This window comes from Stenotrophomonas sp. 3(2025), from assembly GCF_052665395.1.
The window spans coordinates 15,409-33,634 of the sequence record NZ_JBQOIF010000034.1 but is presented as its reverse complement, the minus strand read 5'-3'; the positions used below and the strand labels follow the sequence as shown (position 1 = coordinate 33,634).

The 18,226-nt window shown below is 66.7% G+C and carries 17 protein-coding genes; 14 read left to right on the top strand and 3 right to left on the bottom strand.

The genetic code is table 11. The features are described 5' to 3' along the window. Positions 1-108: 108 nt before the first annotated feature. Complete coding sequence (locus tag ACUXVE_RS19055; RefSeq protein ID WP_049463859.1) at positions 109-1,047, bottom strand: carbohydrate kinase family protein; 939 nt, start codon at positions 1,045-1,047, stop codon at positions 109-111. 282 nt (positions 1,048-1,329) lie between these two features. Between ACUXVE_RS19055 and ACUXVE_RS19050 the strand changes: the two genes are divergently transcribed. The 5 genes from ACUXVE_RS19050 (at position 1,330) to rodA (ACUXVE_RS19030) (ending at position 7,319) form a co-directional block, all read left to right on the top strand. Beyond that, positions 1,330-2,376 carry a rod shape-determining protein gene (locus ACUXVE_RS19050; RefSeq protein ID WP_017355500.1) on the top strand — a complete coding sequence of 349 codons (1,047 nt, stop codon included), beginning with the start codon at positions 1,330-1,332 and terminating at the stop codon, positions 2,374-2,376. A 121-nt stretch (positions 2,377-2,497) separates the two neighbouring features. Then, complete coding sequence (gene mreC / locus ACUXVE_RS19045; protein WP_445514951.1) at positions 2,498-3,652, top strand: rod shape-determining protein MreC; 1,155 nt, start codon at positions 2,498-2,500, stop codon at positions 3,650-3,652. Next, complete coding sequence (gene mreD, locus ACUXVE_RS19040; protein WP_093818032.1) at positions 3,649-4,134, top strand: rod shape-determining protein MreD; 486 nt, start codon at positions 3,649-3,651, stop codon at positions 4,132-4,134. Before mreC ends, mreD begins: the two co-directional genes overlap by 4 nt. A 3-nt stretch (positions 4,135-4,137) precedes the next feature. Further along, the gene (mrdA, locus tag ACUXVE_RS19035) at positions 4,138-6,210 is read left to right on the top strand and encodes a penicillin-binding protein 2 (protein WP_093818031.1); all 2,073 of its coding nucleotides are present in this window, start codon (positions 4,138-4,140) and stop codon (positions 6,208-6,210) included. Continuing rightward, positions 6,207-7,319: a rod shape-determining protein RodA gene (gene rodA / locus ACUXVE_RS19030; protein ID WP_445514950.1), complete on the top strand. Its 1,113-nt coding sequence runs from the start codon at positions 6,207-6,209 to the stop codon at positions 7,317-7,319. The genes mrdA and rodA (ACUXVE_RS19030) overlap by 4 nt, the downstream gene beginning before the upstream one ends. A gap of 289 nt (positions 7,320-7,608) precedes the next feature. Here the strand turns inward: rodA (ACUXVE_RS19030) and ACUXVE_RS19025 are convergent, their stop codons facing one another. Then, entirely contained in the window at positions 7,609-8,019 is a 411-nt protein-coding gene (locus ACUXVE_RS19025; RefSeq protein WP_222388359.1) for a hypothetical protein, read from the bottom strand. A 423-nt stretch (positions 8,020-8,442) separates the two neighbouring features. On the opposite strand from ACUXVE_RS19025, the gene rodA (ACUXVE_RS19020) reads away from it, so the two are divergent. From rodA (ACUXVE_RS19020) to ACUXVE_RS18995, 6 genes are all read left to right on the top strand, one after another. Beyond that, a complete protein-coding gene (rodA, locus tag ACUXVE_RS19020; RefSeq protein ID WP_199776055.1) occupies positions 8,443-9,519 on the top strand; it encodes a rod shape-determining protein RodA in 1,077 nt (358 codons plus the stop codon). A gap of 87 nt (positions 9,520-9,606) precedes the next feature. Beyond that, the gene (locus tag ACUXVE_RS19015) at positions 9,607-9,921 is read left to right on the top strand and encodes a type II toxin-antitoxin system RelE/ParE family toxin (protein ID WP_222388360.1); all 315 of its coding nucleotides are present in this window, start codon (positions 9,607-9,609) and stop codon (positions 9,919-9,921) included. A 3-nt stretch (positions 9,922-9,924) separates the two neighbouring features. After that, entirely contained in the window at positions 9,925-10,221 is a 297-nt protein-coding gene (gene nadS / locus ACUXVE_RS19010) for a NadS family protein (RefSeq protein WP_093818027.1), read from the top strand. A 595-nt stretch (positions 10,222-10,816) separates the two neighbouring features. Beyond that, the gene (gene mltB / locus ACUXVE_RS19005; RefSeq protein ID WP_033832243.1) at positions 10,817-11,962 is read left to right on the top strand and encodes a lytic murein transglycosylase B; all 1,146 of its coding nucleotides are present in this window, start codon (positions 10,817-10,819) and stop codon (positions 11,960-11,962) included. Continuing rightward, positions 11,959-13,203, top strand: a complete 1,245-nt coding sequence (locus ACUXVE_RS19000; RefSeq protein WP_445514949.1) for a septal ring lytic transglycosylase RlpA family protein — start codon at positions 11,959-11,961, stop codon at positions 13,201-13,203. The genes mltB and ACUXVE_RS19000 overlap by 4 nt, the downstream gene beginning before the upstream one ends. Before the next feature lie 102 nt (positions 13,204-13,305). Continuing rightward, positions 13,306-14,523: a D-alanyl-D-alanine carboxypeptidase family protein gene (locus ACUXVE_RS18995; protein WP_032975369.1), complete on the top strand. Its 1,218-nt coding sequence runs from the start codon at positions 13,306-13,308 to the stop codon at positions 14,521-14,523. A gap of 311 nt (positions 14,524-14,834) precedes the next feature. Here ACUXVE_RS18995 and ACUXVE_RS18990 read toward each other — a convergent pair whose 3' ends face one another. Further along, positions 14,835-15,893 (bottom strand): lipid A deacylase LpxR family protein, encoded by a 1,059-nt coding sequence (locus ACUXVE_RS18990; protein WP_373695685.1) that lies wholly within the window; start codon positions 15,891-15,893, stop codon positions 14,835-14,837. Between the two features lie 295 nt (positions 15,894-16,188). Here ACUXVE_RS18990 and ACUXVE_RS18985 point away from each other — a divergent pair, with 295 nt between their 5' ends. From ACUXVE_RS18985 to lipA, 3 genes are read left to right on the top strand one after another with little or no spacing between them, the layout of a single operon-like run. Then, the gene (locus ACUXVE_RS18985) at positions 16,189-16,467 is read left to right on the top strand and encodes a YbeD family protein (protein ID WP_032975372.1); all 279 of its coding nucleotides are present in this window, start codon (positions 16,189-16,191) and stop codon (positions 16,465-16,467) included. A 56-nt stretch (positions 16,468-16,523) separates the two neighbouring features. After that, on the top strand, positions 16,524-17,168 hold the full coding sequence (lipB, locus tag ACUXVE_RS18980) for a lipoyl(octanoyl) transferase LipB (RefSeq protein ID WP_223483263.1): 645 nt from the start codon (positions 16,524-16,526) through the stop codon (positions 17,166-17,168). Positions 17,169-17,185: 17 nt separating this feature from the next. After that, positions 17,186-18,196 carry a lipoyl synthase gene (lipA, locus tag ACUXVE_RS18975; protein ID WP_033832023.1) on the top strand — a complete coding sequence of 337 codons (1,011 nt, stop codon included), beginning with the start codon at positions 17,186-17,188 and terminating at the stop codon, positions 18,194-18,196. The last annotated feature ends 30 nt before the right edge of the window (positions 18,197-18,226 follow it).

The window sequence follows — 18,226 nt, the reverse complement described above, 5'->3', positions numbered from 1 at the left end:
CGGCGCTACCAGAGCGGAGCCGGTCGCTGGCCGGCAGTGTCGACCAAGGTCGACACGTGCCGGTGGCATTCCCCCCGGCGCATCGGGTGGAGTGCGCGGGCAGTTCGCTTACACGCTCAACGCGTAACCGAACTGCTGCTTGAACTGCTCGTTGAACTCATCGAAGGTGAAGCGCTGGTTCTGGGTGCCCGGGTGCTCGACCTTCAGCGCGCCCATCAGGTTGCCCATGCGGCCGATGGTCAGCCAGTCGAAGCCCTTCTGGATGCCGTAGATCAGGCCGGCGCGGAACGCGTCGCCACAGCCGGTCGGATCGACCACGCGGCGCTCGTGCGCCGGCGGGATGTCATAGCTCTTTTCCGGGGTGTGGATCACTGCGCCCTTCGGGCCGCGGGTGGTGATGTAGGCCTTGACCCGGCTGACGATCTCTTTCTCGTTCCAGCCAGTGCGTTCCTGCAGCAGGTTCGACTCGTAGTCGTTGACCACCACGTAATCGGCCTGCTCGATGAATTCGCGCAGTTCCGGGCCGTTGAACAGCGGCATCGCCTGGCCCGGGTCGAAGATGAAGGGCACGCCGTCTTCGTGGAATTCCAGCGCGTTCTGGATCATGCCTTCGCGGCCGTCCGGGCCGACCAGGCCCAGGCTGACGCCCGGCACGTCGCGCACGTGGTTTTCGTAGGAACGCATCATCGCGCCCGGGTGGAAGGCGGTGATCTGGTTGTTGTCGTGGTCGGTGGTGATGAACGCCTGGGGGGTGAACAGCTCATCGATCACGCGCACGCGGGTGAGGTCGATACCCAGCGCATCGAAGTGTTCGCGGTACGGGCCGAAGTCCGAACCCACCGTGCCCATCGGAATCGGGTCGCCACCCAGCAGGTGCAGGTTGTAGGCGATGTTGCCGGCGCAGCCGCCGAACTCGCGGCGCATGCGCGGCACCAGGAAGGACACGTTCAGGATGTGCACCTTGTCCGGCAGGATGTGATTCTTGAACTGGTCCGGAAACACCATGATGGTGTCGAAGGCAAGAGAACCACAGATCAGAGCGGACATCGATGTAAGCCTATGCGGTGAATTTTGGGGTGGGCCGGCCCACTTCGGCAGGCAAGCAAACGGCGCCCTTGGGCGCCCGACGGCGCAAAGGTTACCCGCTGGTGCCGCTCAGGGCCAGAACCGGGTGATGCCCGATCAGGCCGAAAGCCTGTGAAGGCGCGGGTTCAGCTAGTTTTCTCCTTGCTCGGCGGCAGGCGGGTTGCTAGGCTTGTCGACCTCGATTTCTGCCCATTTTTTCGCCATCCCGCGTTGGGCGCGACACCCCTCAGGATCAACTCCCAGATGTTCAAGAAACTGCGCGGCATGTTCTCCAATGACCTGTCCATCGACCTGGGCACGGCCAACACCCTCATCTATGTGCGTGGGCAGGGAATCGTGCTGAACGAGCCGTCCGTGGTCGCCGTGCGCCAGGACCGTGCCATCGGCGGTACCCGCTCCGTGGCTGCCGTCGGCGCCGAGGCCAAGCAGATGCTGGGCCGTACCCCGGGCCACATCACCACCATCCGCCCGATGAAGGATGGCGTCATCGCCGACTTCACCTACACCGAGGCGATGCTCAAGCACTTCATCAAGAAGGTGCACAAGTCGCGCTTCCTGCGCCCGAGCCCGCGCGTGCTGGTCTGCGTGCCGGCCGGTTCGACCCAGGTCGAGCGCCGCGCCATCAAGGAATCGGCCGAGGAGGCCGGTGCCCGCGACGTGTTCCTGATCGAAGAGCCGATGGCGGCCGCGATCGGCGCCGGCATGCCGGTCACCGAAGCCCGTGGCTCGATGGTCATCGACATCGGCGGCGGCACCACCGAAGTGGCGGTGATCTCGCTCAACGGCATCGTCTATTCGGCATCGGTACGCATCGGCGGCGACCGCTTCGACGAGTCGATCACCAACTACGTGCGCCGCAACCACGGCATGCTGATCGGTGAAGCCACCGCTGAACGCATCAAGGTCGAACTGGGCTGCGCCTACCCGCAGGCGGAAGTGATCGAGATGGAAATCTCCGGCCGCAACCTCGCCGAGGGCGTGCCGAAGATGATCAAGATCAGCTCCAACGAGGTGCTCGAAGCCCTGCACGAGCCGCTGTCGGGCATCGTCAGCGCGGTCAAGCTGGCGCTGGAGCAGACCCCGCCGGAACTGTGTGCCGACGTCGCCGAGCGCGGCATCGTGCTGACCGGTGGTGGCGCCCTGCTGCGCGACCTGGATCGCCTGATCTCCGAGGAAACCGGCCTGCACGTGCAGGTGGCCGATGACCCGCTGACCTGCGTTGCCCGTGGTGGCGGTCGTGCGCTGGAACTGGTGGACATGCACGGCAACGAGTTCTTTGCGCCGGAATAAGCCGTCCCGGCTGCTTGCGCCCGCAGCGCCCCTCCGGGGTGCGGCCCGCCACGTTGGCGGGTCGGCACCGGCGGGGCGCCCGCGTGTTTCCCTTTCGCCTTCTGCCAGTTGAATCGTTGCCGTGCCGCCCTACGCCGGACCTCCCGTCGCTTCCCGATCCGGTGATGCCGCCAGCCCGCTGCGGCTGCTGGCCTATCTTGCACTGGCAATCACCTTGATCGTCCTCGACGACCAGGCCGGCTGGCTGGCGCGCCTGCGCGAGCAGGCCAACAGCCTGGTGCAGCCGGTGTGGGCGCTGGCCGGCCTGCCCGGCAAGCTCGGCGGGCAAGTGCGTGACACCGCTGCCAGCCACGGCCAGCTGGTGACCGAAAACCGTGAGCTGCGCAACCAGCTGCTGTTGGCCAACGCCCGCCTGACCCGCCTGCAGACCGCCGCACTGGACAACGCCCAGCTGCGCGAACTGCTGAACGTGGCCGAGCGCAGTGGCCTGGACGTGCAGTTGGCGCCGATCCTGGACATCGACCTGGACCCGGTCAAGCAGCGCCTGGTGCTGGACGCTGGCAGCCGCGAAGGCGTGCACGTCGGCCAGGCGGTGATCGACGCCGGCGGCCTGATGGGGCAGGTGATCAGCGTGACCGGTGGCAACGCCACCGTGCTGTTGTTGACCGACCCCGACCATGCGGTGCCGGTGACCGTGGCCCGCAATGGCGTGCGCCTGATCGTCTACGGCCGCGGCGACAAGCTGGAGTTGCGCGACATCCCGCTCAGCGCCGGCGTGGAAGTGGGCGACGAGATCGTCACGTCCGGCCTTGGTGGCCGGTTCCCGGCCGGGTTCCCGGTCGGCACCATCACCGGCCTGCGCCCGGACGATACCCACGCCTTCCTGGTGGGCGAACTGAAGCCGGCCGCTCAGCTTGATCGCGGCCGCGACGTGCTGCTGCTGCGCCCCGGCGCGGCGATCCGTATTCCGCCGAACCTGCGCCTGCAGATGGAACAAGCCGCTCCCGGTGGCCCGGCCGATGCCACAACGCTGCCGACCGGTACCGCACCGACTGCGCCTTCGACGCCGCCGCCCTCCACGGTAGTGCCGGCCGCTGGCCGGCAGCCGTCCTCGTCTGCGACGAGCCCGGCTGCCCGCGCATCCTCCCTTACCCCCGCGCCTTCGGCGCGCCCCCCTCAACAAGAGGGGGGCTCTCCCCCAGCCAGCTCCCCGGTAGTGCCGGCCGCTGGCCGGCAACCGCAGCCCACCCAACCGCAGCCGGAGGCGCAGCGATGAGCCGCCTTCGCGATAATCGCTGGGTGCTGCCGGCCAGCCTGGTGGTGGCCCTGCTGCTGGGCCTGCTGCCGTTGCCGGCGCTGCTGCAGCCGCTGCGTCCGTACTGGCTGGCGCTGGTGCTGGCCTACTGGGTCATCGAAACGCCCGAGCGGGTCGGCCTCGGCATCGCCTTCGCCAGCGGTGTCGTCGCTGACCTCCTGTATGGCGGTGTACTGGGCGAACAAGCGCTGCGCCTGGTGATGCTGGCCTTCATCCTGCAGCGTTTCCGCGCACGCATCCGCTTCTTCCCGATGTCACAGCAGATGCTGGCCATCGGCGGCCTGCTGTTCAACGATCGCATCGTCAGCGCGCTGGTCCACATCATGGTGGGCGAGCCGACCCTGCCGTGGTCGTACTGGTGGGCACCGTTGCTGGGCATGGGCCTGTGGCCGCTGGTGTTCGTGCTGCTGGACGCGGTGCGCTTCGGCAAGCGCGGGCGCTGAGCCATGCTGCCGCGCCGCCAGGTCAAGAATCCGCACGCCGAAGCCGAACAGTTCCGGCGCCGTGCGGCGTTGGGCTTCTTCGGCGTACTGGTCTGCCTGCTGGGGCTGGGCGGCTGGTACTTCAAGCTGCAGGTGCTGGACCACGACATCTACGCCACCCGTTCCGAAGCCAACCGCATCAAGCCGCGGCCGGTGGTGCCCGGGCGCGGCATGATCTACGACCGCAACGGCCGCCTGCTGGCCGAGAACGTGCCGGCCTTCCGCCTGGACATCACCCCGGACAAGGTCAAGGACATGGACGCCACCCTGGAAGGGCTGGCGAAGATCATCCAGATCAGTCCGGAAGAGCTGGAAGCGTTCAACAAGTCGCGCAAGGCGCGCCGCAAGTTCCTGCCGGTCACGCTGAAGCTGCGCATGAGCGATGAGGAAATGGCGCGCTTCGCCGTGGACCGCTGGCGTTTTCCCGGCGTCGAGCTGGAGCCGTACCTGACCCGTCGCTATCCCTATGGCGACCTGTTCGCGCACATCATCGGCTACGTCGGCCGGGTCGACGACAAGGACCTGGAGATCCTCGGCGAGGGCAATGCCGCGCTGACCCACATCGGCAAGTCCGGCCTGGAGCGCTATTACGAGCAGGAGCTGCGCGGCAAGGTCGGCTATGAACAGGTCGAGACCAACGTGCAGGGCCGCGCGATCCGCACCATCGGCCGTGTCGCCGCGCAGTCCGGCGCCGACCTGCGGCTGTCGATCGATGCCGACCTGCAACGGGCGATGGTGGCCGCCTTCGGCGAGTTCGAAGGTGCCGCGGTGGCGATGGACCCGCGCACCGGCGAAGTGCTGGCGATGGTCAGCCTGCCGTCGTACGACGCCAACCTGTTCGTCAACGGCATCTCGCACGCCGACTTCAAGGCGCTCAACGAGAATCCCTCGCGGCCGCAGTTCAACCGCCTGGTGCTGGGTGGCGTGGCCCCCGGTTCGACCATCAAGCCACTGATCGGCCTGGCCGGCCTGGACAGCGGGGTGCGCCGGCCCGAAGACAAGATTCTTTCCACCGGCATGTTCTACCTGCCCGGCACCTCGAGGGGCTGGGGCGATGCCAACCGTGGCGGCCATGGCTGGACCGATCTGCGCAAGTCGATCACCCAGTCGGTCAATACGTACTACTACAAGCTGGCCCTGGACATGGGCATCGAGCGTTTCGACCACTACATGGGCTACTACGGCTTCGGCCAGCCGACCGGCATCGACCTGACCGGCGAGATCGGCGGCATCCTGCCGTCGCCGGCATCGAAGTACAAATCACGCAAGGAGCGCTGGTATCCCGGCGACACCGTCAACGCCAGCATCGGCCAGGGCGACTGGAAGGTCACCCCGTTGCAGCTGGTGCACGGCGTGGCCGGCATTGCCAACGGGCAGCTGCGCCAGCCGCACCTGGTGATGCAGCAGCGGGCCGGCTTCGATGCGGACTGGACGCCCATGCCGCAGGGCGAGAGCAAGCCGATCAGCCCGACCCCGAGCAACCTGCAGGCCGTGCGCGAGGGCATGATGGGCACCATGCAGCCCGGTGGCAGCGGCGCGCGCGCAGCGGCCGGCGCACCGTATGTGATGGCGGGCAAGACCGGTACCGCACAGGTGATCAGCCGCCGTGGTACCGCTGCGGTGAACCCGAAGAGCCTGCCGATGCACCTGCGCCATCGCGCGCTGTTCGTTGGCTTCGCACCGGCCGACAACCCGGTCATCGCCGTGGCGATTGCCGTGGAGGGCGGCGGCTACGGTGGTTCGGCAGCCGCGCCGATCGCTCGCAAGGTGTTCGATGCCTGGCTGCTGGGCAAGATGCCCGAAGGCATGCAGCCGCTGGACAGCGAACGCGGTACGACCGCGATCGGCGCCACCGCGTTCGACAACGAAGACGTGGGTGCGCGCCAGGCCGGCGACGCGGCTGCGGCGCAGCTGGGCGAGCATGCGGTCGTGGTCGGTATACCGCCGCCGGCACCTGCACCTGCTCCGGCCACGCATCCTTCTGCGGCACTGCCGGCCACGTCACGTCCCACGGTTGCTGCGGAGGGCGCCCGATGAGCGCGTTCCTGCGTTGGGCCGGGGAAATGCTGCAGCGGTTCTTCAGCAGCCTCGACTGGCTGCTGTGCCTGGCCCTGGGCGCGCTGATGGTGATCGGCCTGGCGACCCTGAAGAGTGCTGGCGGCGACAGCCTGGTGATGGCACAGGGCGTGCGCTTTGCCGTGGGCCTGGCGGCGATGTGGGGCATCTCGCGGGTGCCGATCCTGCGCATCCGCTCGGCCACGCCACTGATCTACGCCATCTCGATGATCCCGTTGCTGGCGGTGTTCGTGCTGGGCACGGGCAAGTACGGCCGGCAGTGGCTGGACCTGAAGTTCTTCTACCTGCAGCCGGCCGAACTGCTCAAGGTCAGCCTGCCGATGATGGTGGCCTGGTACCTGCACAGGATGCCGCTGCCGCCGCGCTTGAACACCGTGCTGGTGGCGATGGTGATCATCGGTGTGCCTACCGGGCTGGTGATGCTGCAGCCGGACTTCGGCACCGGCGTGCTGATCGCCGCCAGTGGTGTGTTCGTGTTGCTGCTGGCGGGCCTGCCGTGGTGGTGGGTGGGACTGGGCGTGGGCGGTGTGGCAGCGGTGGCGCCGGTCGCCTGGTTCTGGTTGCTGCGGCCGTACCAGAAGGACCGCATCATGATGTTCCTCGACCCGGAAATGGATGCGCTGGGTGCGGGCTGGAACATCATCCAGTCGAAGATCGCCATTGGTTCCGGCGGTTTCGATGGCAAGGGCTGGGGCGAAGGCTCGCAGTCGCACCTGAATTTCATTCCCGAGCAGACCACCGACTTCGCATTCTCGGTGCTGAGCGAGGAGTTCGGCTGGATCGGTGTGGCGCTGGTGCTGGCGTTGTATCTGGTGGTGATCGGGCGCTGCCTGTGGATCGCCAGCCAGTCGCGCGATTCGTACTCACGCCTGCTGGCCGGTGCCACGGGTCTGGCGTTCTTCGTCTATGTACTGGTGAACGGCGGGATGATTTCCGGCCTGCTGCCGGTGGTGGGCGTGCCGATGCCGTTGATCAGTTACGGCGGTACGTCGGCGGTGTCGCTGCTGGCCGGGTTCGGGTTGGTGATGGCGGTGCGCAGTCATAACCCGGTGCACGGCGGTTACGGGTAGTTTCCAGCCATCGGCGCAGCCCCTCGTGGGTGGTTGCTGAAAGCAACAGCCGTGGTTGGCCGGGCGGGGTGGATTCGCGGGGGGGCTTGGCCGCGGCATCCATGCCGCGGACACCCCCGCGAACCCACCGCGCCCGGCCTCTGACAGTTTCCTGCGGTGGCCACCCACGCAAAGAGAAATAAAGCAGAGCAGAAGCGGGTCGCTTCGCTCTTTGTAGTGCCGAGCCATGCTCGGCTCAGGGCCGGCATGCGCTGTACGAGAGGCAGGCGAGGGCACAGCGACGTGCGCATCACGCGGCCTGCAGCTGCACGCCCACATATTCCGACAGTCCTCGGCAGGCCAGCAGCAGGCCTTCGCGGGCGTCGTCGGGCAGATGCTGCGTGTCGTCGCCGTCCACGCGCACGCGTTCGCTGGCGTGCAGCAGTTCCAGCAGGAAGGTCAGCCCGGCATTGGCGCGGTCGATGCGCGCCATCGCCATGCACTGCGCCTGCGTTCGCCCTTTGCTCGGCCACGGCTGGCCATCTGCCGCTTCCACTTGGCCGATGCGCTGCAGGCAGTCCAGCAGGGTAGGGCCGCCGGGCGCGTTGGCGGCCTGCGTTGCGGTGAGCGTGGTTTCCAGCGCGCGGGCGATGTCATGCGGCAGCTGGTGAGCAGCCTCGCCCAGCGTGGCGAACAGGTACGGGTAGGTGGAAGCGGACATGGCGGGGTCCTCGTGCGGTCGGCAAGGGCCACCCCGCGTGGAGGCGAGGGTGGCAGGCGATGCGTGGCTCCAATACCGGTGATAGACGCTGGAACGCCGGCGGGCACGAGTCCCTCCACGCACCGCCCGCCAAAGACGCACGGACGGATTGCCAGCCGACGCCGCTCAACAAGGAAAAAGCGACGCCGGCTGGCAAGCGTAAACAACGCATCTATCAAACGGGATTGGAGTCCCGTGCCACCCGTTGTCGGTGGCCGCACATGATGTGCACGGGGCCCTTGCGGCTCCAATCAGAATTGTTTGAAACCCGGAGAATCCGGTCGCCCAAGGCAGGTGTCGCCGAAGGAGTCGATAGCGTCAAACAGCGCTGACAGCTTCGCGAAAGCGCCGGTTGCTACCGTGCCGCCGGTGAAATGGAAACGAATGCTTGGTGGCTGCCGTGAGGCGCTGCGCACGATCGATCTGCCGTTGCTGATCGCGTTGTTGATCCTGATGGGCGCAGGCCTGGCGGTGCTGCACAGCGTGAACGGGCCGGTGCACGGGCAGGCGATGCGCTTTGCCGGTGGCCTGGTGGCGATGTGGCTGCTGTCGCGGGTTTCGTTGCTGCGCCTGCGCGCGTGGACGCCGGCGATCTATGCACTGTCGATGCTGCCGCTGATGGCGGTGTACGTGATCGGCACCGGCAAGTACGGGCAGCGCTGGCTCAACCTGGGCGTGTTCTACCTGCAGCCCTCGGAACTGCTCAAGCTCAGCCTGCCGTTGATGATGGCCTGGTATCTGCACCGCCAGCCGTTGCCGCCATCGCCGCGCACGGTGCTGACGGCCGCAGTGCTGATCGGGGTGCCAGCGCTGCTGATCCTGATGCAGCCCAATCTCGGTACGGCCACCCTGGTCACCGCCAGCGGCGTGTTCGCCCTGCTGCTGGCGGGCCTGCAGTGGCGCTGGGTGGCGGCCGGACTGGGCGCGGTGTCGGTGGCTGCGCCGTTGGCCTGGTTCGGGCTGCTGCGGCAATACCAGAAGAATCGCGTGCTGACCTTCCTGGATCCGGCTGCCGATCCGTTGGGTACCGGCTGGAACATCCTGCAATCGCGCATCGCCATCGGCTCCGGTGGCCTGCAGGGCAGGGGCTGGGGGCACGGCACGCAGGCCACGCTGGATTTCCTGCCCGAGTACACCACCGATTTCGCGTTCTCGGTACTGGCCGAGGAGTTCGGCTGGATCGGCGTGGTGGTGGTGTTCGCCCTGTACCTGTTCGTGGTCGGGCGTTGCCTGTCGATCGCGGTGCAGGCACGCGACACGCACGCGCGGTTGTTGGCCGGCAGCCTCGGCCTGGCGTTCTTCGTGTACGTGCTGGTCAACGGCGGGATGATTTCCGGCTTGCTGCCGGTGGTGGGCATTCCGATGCCGTTGATCAGTTATGGCGGCACCTCGGCGGTGTCGTTGCTGGCGGGGATCGGGCTGGTGATGGCGGTGCGGGGGCATCGGCCGGTGCACGCGTAGGAGCCTGCTGAAACAGTGCCCGTTGTGCCAAGTGGTGCATTGAAGTGCGCCATTGACGCATGTGCGCCAATGGCGTACATTCATGCCATGATCTTCATTGAGACCCCGACGTTCACGCGCCTCATCAAAGAACTGATGACGGATACGCAGTACAGCGGCTTTCAGCACACCCTCGCCCAAGCCCCCGAATCGGGCGACCTGATCGAGGGCACGGGCGGACTGAGGAAGATTCGTGTCGCGCTACCAGGACGTGGCAAGCGAAGTGGGGCACGCGTGATCTATTACCACTTCGCTTCGGCCTCACAGATCGTGTTGCTTCTCGCATATCCCAAAAACGAGCAGGACAACTTGACCGCAGAGCAGAAGAAGGCGCTTCGGTCCATCATTGAAAACTGGAAGTGAGCTATGGACAAAAATCTTTTTGCTGAGCTGATGGGCAGCGTGTCCGAGGCCAATGAAATTCTCAAGGGAGAGCGGAGCCCCTCGCGTGAGCTTTACATCAGCCCTGTGGAGGTGCGCGAGATCCGCAAGGCCACGGGCCTGTCCCAGCAGAAGTTCGCAACCATCATCCACGTGGAAGTCGGAACACTACGGAACTGGGAACAGGGCCGCCGTGACCCAACAGGCCCTGCGCGAGCCCTGCTTCACGTCATCAAGAAGAACCCCAAGGAAACCTTGCGAGCGCTGGCTGATGTCAGCTAGTGCTTGGAGGCTGCTGAAACATCAATGCGTCCGGTACCAAGCAGCGGCGCGTCGAATGCGTTGCTCTGGCAATTCATGGCGTGGACTGCTGTGCGGGCACAGCAGTCCACGCCATGCACCGGCGCCCTGCGCGCCCGCTGAATCTGCGCAATCCCTGTTGTGCAAACGTTCTCAGACCACCTCCTGTCGGCACCACTCACGACGAAGTTCCATTAAAAGTGGGCGCCAATTCACATTTTGACGCCGCGTTGATCCTGATCAATGGACTTGTCGCAATCGGCCTGCACAATGGCGGCCCGTTCGGCATGGCGCGCCGTCTTTGATGCAGCGCGAGGGGCGTCGGATGGGAAAGCAGTACTGATCCAACGGGTACAGGGAGCGCGGAGCACTGCCACTGGGGAGCGGCAGCCGCGCAGGTACCGACCGGGTCCGGCGGCCGGTTGCGTCTGCGGGGATGGGGACGCAACCGGCAACCTCTGCCTGAATGGGGCAGGTCAATCACAGCCTCTTCACATTTCGCGCTGAACGCGTGCAAATCGTTGTGATTCATGGTGTTAGGGGTTTTAATTCATCCATGACCTGCTAACCTGCGGTGATGATTCGACGTTCTCTGGCCTGCATGCTCACCCTCGGCCTGGTCGCCTGCGCGACCCAGCCGACGTCCCCACCGACTTCGCCACAGGCCAGCAGTACGCCACGCCACCCGGCGGCCAAGCCCCACGGCCCGGCCGAGGCCGCGCCGGAAGCGACCGCGGCCACGGCAGCACCGGTCGATCTCACCCCGGTGCCGTTCGAAACCGCGCGCGCCAGATTCATTGCCGACACCGCCAAGCGCTACGGCCTCAAGCCCGACGAGATCCGCAACGTGCTCGACCAGGCGCAGGTGCGCCAGCCGATCATCGCCGCCATGTCGCGGCCGGCCGAACGGGTCAAGCCGTGGAACGAATACCGGCCGATGTTCATCAGCAAGGCACGCATCGATGGCGGCAAGGCGTTTCTTGCCCAGCATCGCGCCGAACTGGACCGTGTGCAGCAGCGCACCGGCGTGCCGGCGGAAGTGATCGTGGCGATCATCGGCGTGGAAACCAGCTACGGCAAGAATGCCGGCAGCCATCGCGTGCTCGATGCGCTGTACACCCTGGCCTTCTATTACCCGCGCAGTGGCGACCCGGCCAAGCTGGAGCGCGAAGTGCGCCGCGAGCTGTTCTTCCGCGATGAACTGGCCAAGCTGTTCGAGCTGGGCCGCGAGGAAAAGCTGGACATCACCACGCTCAAGGGCAGCTATGCCGGCGCGATGGGCATGGGCCAGTTCATGCCCTCCAGCTACCTCGATTACGCCGTGGACGGCAATGGCGATGGTCGCCGTGATCTGTTCACCAGCTACGACGACGTGTTCTCGTCCATCGCCAACTACTTCGTGAAGAAGGGCGGCTGGGTGCGCGGTGGCCAGGTCGCCGTGCCGGCCACGCTCGCCGCCGGCCGCGAGGAGTTCAACCCGACCGAGTGGATGCCCACCTGGTCGCTGGCCGACCTGGCCCAGCGCGGCTACCAGCCCAGCGCGCCGGTGCAGCCGGGTGCCACTGCCACCCCGATCACCCTTGAAGGCAGCACCGGCAAGCAGTACTGGCTGGGCTTCCAGAACTATTACGCAATCACCCGCTACAACCTCTCGAAGATGTACGCGATGGCCGTGTTCCAGTTGTCGCAGGCCATTGCCGGACAGGAGCTGCCCCCGGCATGAACATCAGATGGCTGGTCCCTGGATTGATCGTCCTCGCGCTGGCCGCCTGCAGCAGCGCGCCGAAGAAGCCGGCGACCGCCGGACACGGTGGCAAGCCGTCCGGCACGGTGGTGCAGGGCAAGGGCGGGCGTCCGGCGCATTGTCCGGAGGGCTCGCCGTACGCGGCGGCCACCGAGGACCTGTCCACCCGTGGCAACTACACCGCCGGTGGCCTGTACAAGCCCGGCGTGAAAGACACCACGCCCAGTTACGTGCCCAACGTGGCCTGCATTCCCGAGCCGGTGGTGACCGACGAGGATCGCTCGGCAATCGGCAACAAGTCGCCCTACGTGGTGCTGGGCAAGCAGTACAAGGTGCTCGACGACACCCGCAACTACGTTGAACGCGGCACCGCTTCGTACTACGGCGCCAAGTTCCATGGCCGCCTGACCTCCAACCGCGAGGTCTACGACATGTACCAGTTCACCGCTGCCCACAAGACCCTGCCGCTGCCCAGCTTCGCCCGCGTGACCAACCTGGACAACGGCGAATCGGTGATCGTGCGCGTCAATGATCGCGGCCCGTTCCACGATGGCCGCGTGGTCGATCTCAGTTACGCCGCCGCTGTGCGCCTGGGCATCACCCAGCGCGGTACCGGCAACGTGGAAGTGCGCGCGCTGCAGCCGGGCGAAGGCAACCTGATGGCGCAGAAGCCCTCGCGCCGCGAACGCCGTGCTGCGGAAGCGGCTGCGGCCACCGCTGCCGTTGCCAGCGCACGCCCCGCACCCGCCGCACGTGCGGTTGCCGACAGCGACATCGATCGACTGGTCAAGCGCCTGCCGGCCGACGCCGCGCCCGAGCGCGGCCAGCCGGCTACCACCCAGGCCGCTGTCAGCACGATGCCGGAAGTGGCGGTCAGCAGCCTGCCGCCCAGCGCACCCGCGTCGCGTCCGGCAGCGCAGGTCGTGGCCACCGCCGCGCCGCGCAGCCCGGCCCCGGCCAGCAGCCTCAGCCTGTCGCAGAAGGTGGTGGGCGCGGTGATGCTGCAGGTCGCCAGCTTCTCCAACCGCGACAACGCCAACCGGGCGATGGGCCAGCTCAACGCTGCCGGCATCGTCGGTGCCACCATCAGCGACATCGCTGCCGGTGGCCGTACCCTGTGGCGCCTGCGGGTACCCGCCAGCGACCATGCCAGCGCGGCGGAACTTGCCGGGCGCATCTCGGGTCTGGGCTTTGGCTCGCCACAGATCGTCAAGGACTGATTCCGCCCGGGCCGGTGCTGCCGGCCCTTGCCACCTCGGCCTTACAATGGCCACCTCGCCCCATCCTTCATTTTCCGGCCGTCCCCTGGAGCCTGCTGTCCCATGAATTTCCGTTCCGCCGCCACTGCCCTGGCCGCCACCCTGGTGGTGGGCCTGGCCTCCGCCCAGACGCCGCTGCCGACCCCGGCCACCCCGGCGCCTGCCGCCGCTGCTGCCCCCGCCACCGTGGCCACGCCGCCGGCGCCTGCACCCAGCGTTTCCAAGGCCTGGGTGCTGATGGACTACGCTACCGGCCAGGTGCTGGCAGGCGAGAACATCAACGAGCAGCTGGCCCCGGCCAGCATCACCAAGGTGATGACGTCGTACGTGATCGCCGCCGAGGTCAAGAACGGCAAGGTCCGTCCCGATGACCAGGTGATGATGAGCGAACGCGCCTGGCGCGAAGGTGGTGCCGGCACCGACGGCAGCTACAGCGGCTTCCCGGTCAACCAGACCGCACGCCTGGAAGACATGGAAAAGGGCATGGCGATCCAGTCCGGCAATGACGCCGCGATCGCCCTGGCCGAGCACGTGGCCGGCAGCGAAGAAGCCTTTGCTTCGCTGATGAACAGCTACGCCGCCAAGATCGGCATGAAGAACTCGCACTTCGTGAACGCCCACGGCCTGACCGCCCCGGGCCATCACAGCAGCGCCTACGACCTGGCCCTGCTGGGCCGCGCGATGGTGCGCGACTACCCGGAAACCTACGCTTACAACAAGATCAAGGAATTCCAGGTCGGCACCATCAAGCAGCCCAACCGCAACCTGCTGTTGTGGCGCGATGGCAGCGTGGACGGCATCAAGACCGGCCACACCTCCGAGGCTGGCTACTGCCTGATGAGCTCGGCCCAGCGCGGTGACCAGCGCCTGGTCGCGGTGGTGCTGGGCGGCGCGTCGGAAAAGCAGCGCGCCGATGACAGCCTGGCCCTGTTGAACTGGGGCTTCCGCTTCTTCGAGACCCACCGCCTGTACGAGCCGGGCAAGGCCGTGGCCGAGCACAAGGTATGGAAGGGCACCACCGACAAGGTGCAGCTGGGCGTGGCGCAACCGATGCTGGTCAGCGTGCCGCGCGGTCGTTACAACGACCTGAAGCCGAGCATCGACGTGCCCAAGACCCTGGAAGCGCCGTTCACCGCTGGCCAGCAGATCGGCACCGTCAAGGTCACCCTGGATGGCAAGCTGGTGGCCGAAGCGCCGCTGGTGGCTGTGGCCGCCGTCGAGCAGGCCGGCTTCTTCAAGCGCCTGTGGGACAGCTTCTGGATGTGGTGGGAATCGGAATGATCCGCAGCCTGCTGCGGTGAATGAAAGAGGCCGGCGAATGCCGGCCTTTTTCGTGGGATCCCGCCGGGCATGGCCCGGCGCTACCGGCGATCGGGTAGCGCCGGGCCATGCCCGGCGGACGCACGATCGGGTAGCGCCGGGCCATGCCCGGCGGACGCAGCCCTGGATTACAGCGAGCGATTCAATCCGGTGTGCCGACCAACGGTCGGCACCTACCCGCTTCACCATCAGCCGCTCGCTTACAGCGAGCGATTCAATCCGGTGTGCCGACCAACGGTCGGCACCTACCCGCTTCACCATCAGCCCCTCGCTTACAGCGAGCGGCTGATGGTGAAGCTGCCGAACACCGGGGCTTCGCGCTGGCCATTGAACTCGCGGGTGCTGTGGTAGCGGGCTACCGCGAACTTCCAGCGGCCGCGCATCACTGCCACGCCGTAACCGCCGTAGGCGACCACATGACGCTTGTCCACGCTGTGGCTGTTGCGGAATGTGTTGCCGTCCAGGGTGATATCGCGGATCACCCATGCCGCATCGGTGGTGGCAAACATGTGCCACGACCAGCCACTGGGCTTGCCCCCCCGGGTCGGCGCGGTGTTCTCGCCGGCCGGGCGCAGCGGGGTGCTGCCGAAGTCGTCGGGAAGCTTCCAGCCGAAACGCACTTCGCCGCCGACGTTGGCCTTGGTTTCCAGGTTGCCGATCGAGCCGCCGTAATGGCTGATCGCATCCCAGCCCCAGCCGTCGGCATTGATGCTGGCATCGCCCGGCCAGCGGCGCATGCGCTCGTGGGTCAGCATGAACACCGGTTCGTTGTGCAGCTGGTTGTCCCAGCCCTGGAACTTCTCGTCACCCAGCACGTCGTGCACCGCGTTCTGCACCTGCCGGCCCTGCGCCCACGGCCCCACCACGCCCAGGGTCAGCTGGGTGGTCTGCAGGTGGTCGCCGCTGCGCGCGTTGTAGCCGAAGCTGGCCACCAGCACGCCCGCATACGGGCGGTCGTCTTCGATCAGGTCCTTCCGGGTGAAATCGGTGGGGGTGAAGATGCCCTGGGCCAGGCTGAAGATCATGTTCTGCTGTTCGAACCTGCCCGGGTGCAGTGCCTCCAGGTGGCTGTTCACCCAGCGCGCCAGGCGCGGCAGGCACGGGTCGTCGGTGTAATCGACCAGGTTGGGCGAGACCAGGGTCAGCTGGGCGCCGTTGGTATAGCCCTGGTCCTGGTGGCGGCCGCCGAACAGGTCGTTGTCGACGCGGAAATTGACCTGCGGCGGATGCTCGCGCATCGCGTCCGGGCCGCATTGCTCGGCTGCGTAAGCGGAAAGGGGGAGGGCGGTGGCCAGCAGGCCGGACAATCCAAAGGATGCGAGATAGCGCATGGATGGGATGATCATCGGGAAGGGGGCATCTGTCTGTCGTTTTATGCAACGACACGGTACTCCCGGCGCTGTGATGGAACGAGCGCGCTGGGATCACTTGTCTGTTCCGAAAACAACATTGTCTGATCGATACAATCGGTTACCGCAGGTGAAGCCGCAGCGATGGGGCAGGGGCCCTGGGAGGTGTCTCCCCGCCTGAATGGACGTTCAGCTGCAACGCAGCGGCCCGCCCGCAGTGCCGCCGGCTTACATGAATACTCTTGGGTTTGTTGCCCTGCGGCCCGATAATGGGCGCATGGAAATCAAGTCCGACAACCCCGAACACGGCTTCCAGTTCCCCGGTCAGTTCGAGCTCAGCGCGATGGGCCCGGCCAACCGCGGCCTGGAGCATGAACTCCCCCGCCTGCTGCTGGCTGCTGGCGTCGACGTGGTGAACGAGCGCATCAGCTGGAAGCATTCGTCCAACGGCAAGTACGTCTCGGTGCGCCTGGTCTTCCGGGCCGAGAACCGTGAACAGTACGACGTGGCCCACCAGGCCCTGCGCGACCACCCGGAAGTGAAGTGGACGGTGTAGCCGTCAGCTGCCCTGCCGAGGCGGCGGCCCCCGAGGCGCGCCCGCCGCGCCCGGCGGTGGTGCGTGACCTGGGGCGCCAGGCCTACGAGCCGGTCTGGCACGCCATGCAGCGTTTCACCGACCAGCGCGACGATGACACGCTGGACGAGCTGTGGGTGGTCGAGCACGATCCGGTGTTCACCCTGGGCCAGGCCGGCAAGGTCGAACACGTGCTGGCACCGGGTGAGATCCCGGTGGTCCACGTCGATCGCGGTGGCCAGGTGACCTACCACGGCCCCGGCCAGATCGTGATCTATCCGCTGCTGCGGCTGCCGCGGCTGGGCATCGGTGTGCGCGACTACGTATGCCGCATCGAGCAGGCCATCATCGACACCCTGGCGGAATGGAACATCGGTGCCGAACGGCTCGATGGCGCCCCGGGCGTCTACGTCGGCGGCGCCAAGATCGCCGCGCTCGGCATCCGCGTGCGGCGCGGCTGCACCTTCCACGGCCTGGCCTTCAACGTGGCCATGGACCTCGACCCTTTCCACCGCATCAACCCCTGTGGTTACGAGGGGTTGCAGGTGACCACGGTGCTAGACTTGGGCGGTCCGTCCGGGATGGACGCCGTCAAGCCGGTGCTGCTGGACCACTTGGCCCGCCAGTTCGGCCTGCTGCTGCAGCCCGTGCCTGAACTGCCTGATCTCTCTGCGGCCGCCTGACCGCCCCCGGAAACGCCATGACTGAAACCACTGCCCGCACCATTCCCCTGCAGATCGTGCAGGCCGAGCTTCCGTCCACCGCGCCGTTGCAGGCCGGGGTCAAGCAGATGGGTGGGGACAAGATCAACCGTTCGCCGGTGCAGTTCGCCGACGTGCCGGTGCTGCGCAAGCCCTCCTGGATCCGCGTGCGCATTCCTTCGGGCAATGCCGTGCAGAACCTGAAAGCCAAGCTGCGCGAGAACCGCCTGGTGACCGTGTGCGAGGAGGCCAGCTGCCCCAACATCCACGAATGCTTCGGCCACGGCACCGCCACTTTCATGATCCTAGGCGAGGTCTGCACCCGCCGCTGCTCGTTCTGCGACGTGGCACACGGCCGGCCGAAGCCGCCCGATGCCAACGAGCCGGCCAGCCTGGGCCAGACCGTGGCCGACATGGGCCTGAAGTACGTGGTGGTGACCAGCGTCGACCGCGATGACCTGCGCGACGGCGGTGCCCAGCACTTCGTCGACTGCATCACCGCCATCCGCGAGAAGTCGCCGGGCACCCGCATCGAAGTGCTGACCCCGGATTTCCGCGGCAAGGGCCGCATGGAGCGCGCGCTGGAAATCCTCGCGCAGAACCCGCCGGACGTGTTCAACCACAACATCGAAACCGTGCCGGACCTGTACCGCAACGTGCGCCCGGGTGCCGATTACCAGTGGTCGTTGAACCTGCTGAAGAACTTCAAGGCGCAGCACCCTGACGTACCGACCAAGTCGGGCATCATGCTGGGCCTGGGCGAAGACTTCGAACAGATCAAGGCCACCATGCGCGACCTGCGTGCGCACAATGTGGACATGATCACCATCGGCCAGTACCTGCAGCCGACCGCGCACCACCACCCGGTGCTGAAGTACTGGACCCCGGACGACTACAAGGCGCTGGAAGTCTACGGTTACGAGCTGGGCTTCAGCCACGTGGCCTCCGGCCCGATGGTGCGCTCGTCGTACCACGCCGACGTACAGGCCAAGGGCGCCGGCGTTTCCTGACGCTCCGCCGGTGGGTGCGGACTGTTGGTC

Bases quoted from the DNA above. Each gene is read 5' to 3' on its own strand.
- mltB (WP_033832243.1), top strand. From the start codon at position 10,817: ATGATTCGACGTTCTCTGGCCTGCATGCTCACCCTCGGCCTGGTCGCC.
- mreD (WP_093818032.1), top strand. From the start codon at position 3,649: ATGAGCCGCCTTCGCGATAATCGCTGGGTGCTGCCGGCCAGCCTGGTG.
- ACUXVE_RS18990 (WP_373695685.1), bottom strand. From the start codon at position 15,893: ATGCGCTATCTCGCATCCTTTGGATTGTCCGGCCTGCTGGCCACCGCC.
- mrdA (WP_093818031.1), top strand. From the start codon at position 4,138: ATGCTGCCGCGCCGCCAGGTCAAGAATCCGCACGCCGAAGCCGAACAG.
- ACUXVE_RS19025 (WP_222388359.1), bottom strand. From the start codon at position 8,019: ATGTCCGCTTCCACCTACCCGTACCTGTTCGCCACGCTGGGCGAGGCT.
- ACUXVE_RS19000 (WP_445514949.1), top strand. From the start codon at position 11,959: ATGAACATCAGATGGCTGGTCCCTGGATTGATCGTCCTCGCGCTGGCC.
- ACUXVE_RS19055 (WP_049463859.1), bottom strand. From the start codon at position 1,047: ATGTCCGCTCTGATCTGTGGTTCTCTTGCCTTCGACACCATCATGGTG.
- ACUXVE_RS18985 (WP_032975372.1), top strand. From the start codon at position 16,189: ATGGAAATCAAGTCCGACAACCCCGAACACGGCTTCCAGTTCCCCGGT.
- rodA (WP_445514950.1), top strand. From the start codon at position 6,207: ATGAGCGCGTTCCTGCGTTGGGCCGGGGAAATGCTGCAGCGGTTCTTC.
- nadS (WP_093818027.1), top strand. From the start codon at position 9,925: ATGGACAAAAATCTTTTTGCTGAGCTGATGGGCAGCGTGTCCGAGGCC.
- ACUXVE_RS18995 (WP_032975369.1), top strand. From the start codon at position 13,306: ATGAATTTCCGTTCCGCCGCCACTGCCCTGGCCGCCACCCTGGTGGTG.
- rodA (WP_199776055.1), top strand. From the start codon at position 8,443: ATGCTTGGTGGCTGCCGTGAGGCGCTGCGCACGATCGATCTGCCGTTG.
- ACUXVE_RS19015 (WP_222388360.1), top strand. From the start codon at position 9,607: ATGATCTTCATTGAGACCCCGACGTTCACGCGCCTCATCAAAGAACTG.
- lipA (WP_033832023.1), top strand. From the start codon at position 17,186: ATGACTGAAACCACTGCCCGCACCATTCCCCTGCAGATCGTGCAGGCC.
- ACUXVE_RS19050 (WP_017355500.1), top strand. From the start codon at position 1,330: ATGTTCAAGAAACTGCGCGGCATGTTCTCCAATGACCTGTCCATCGAC.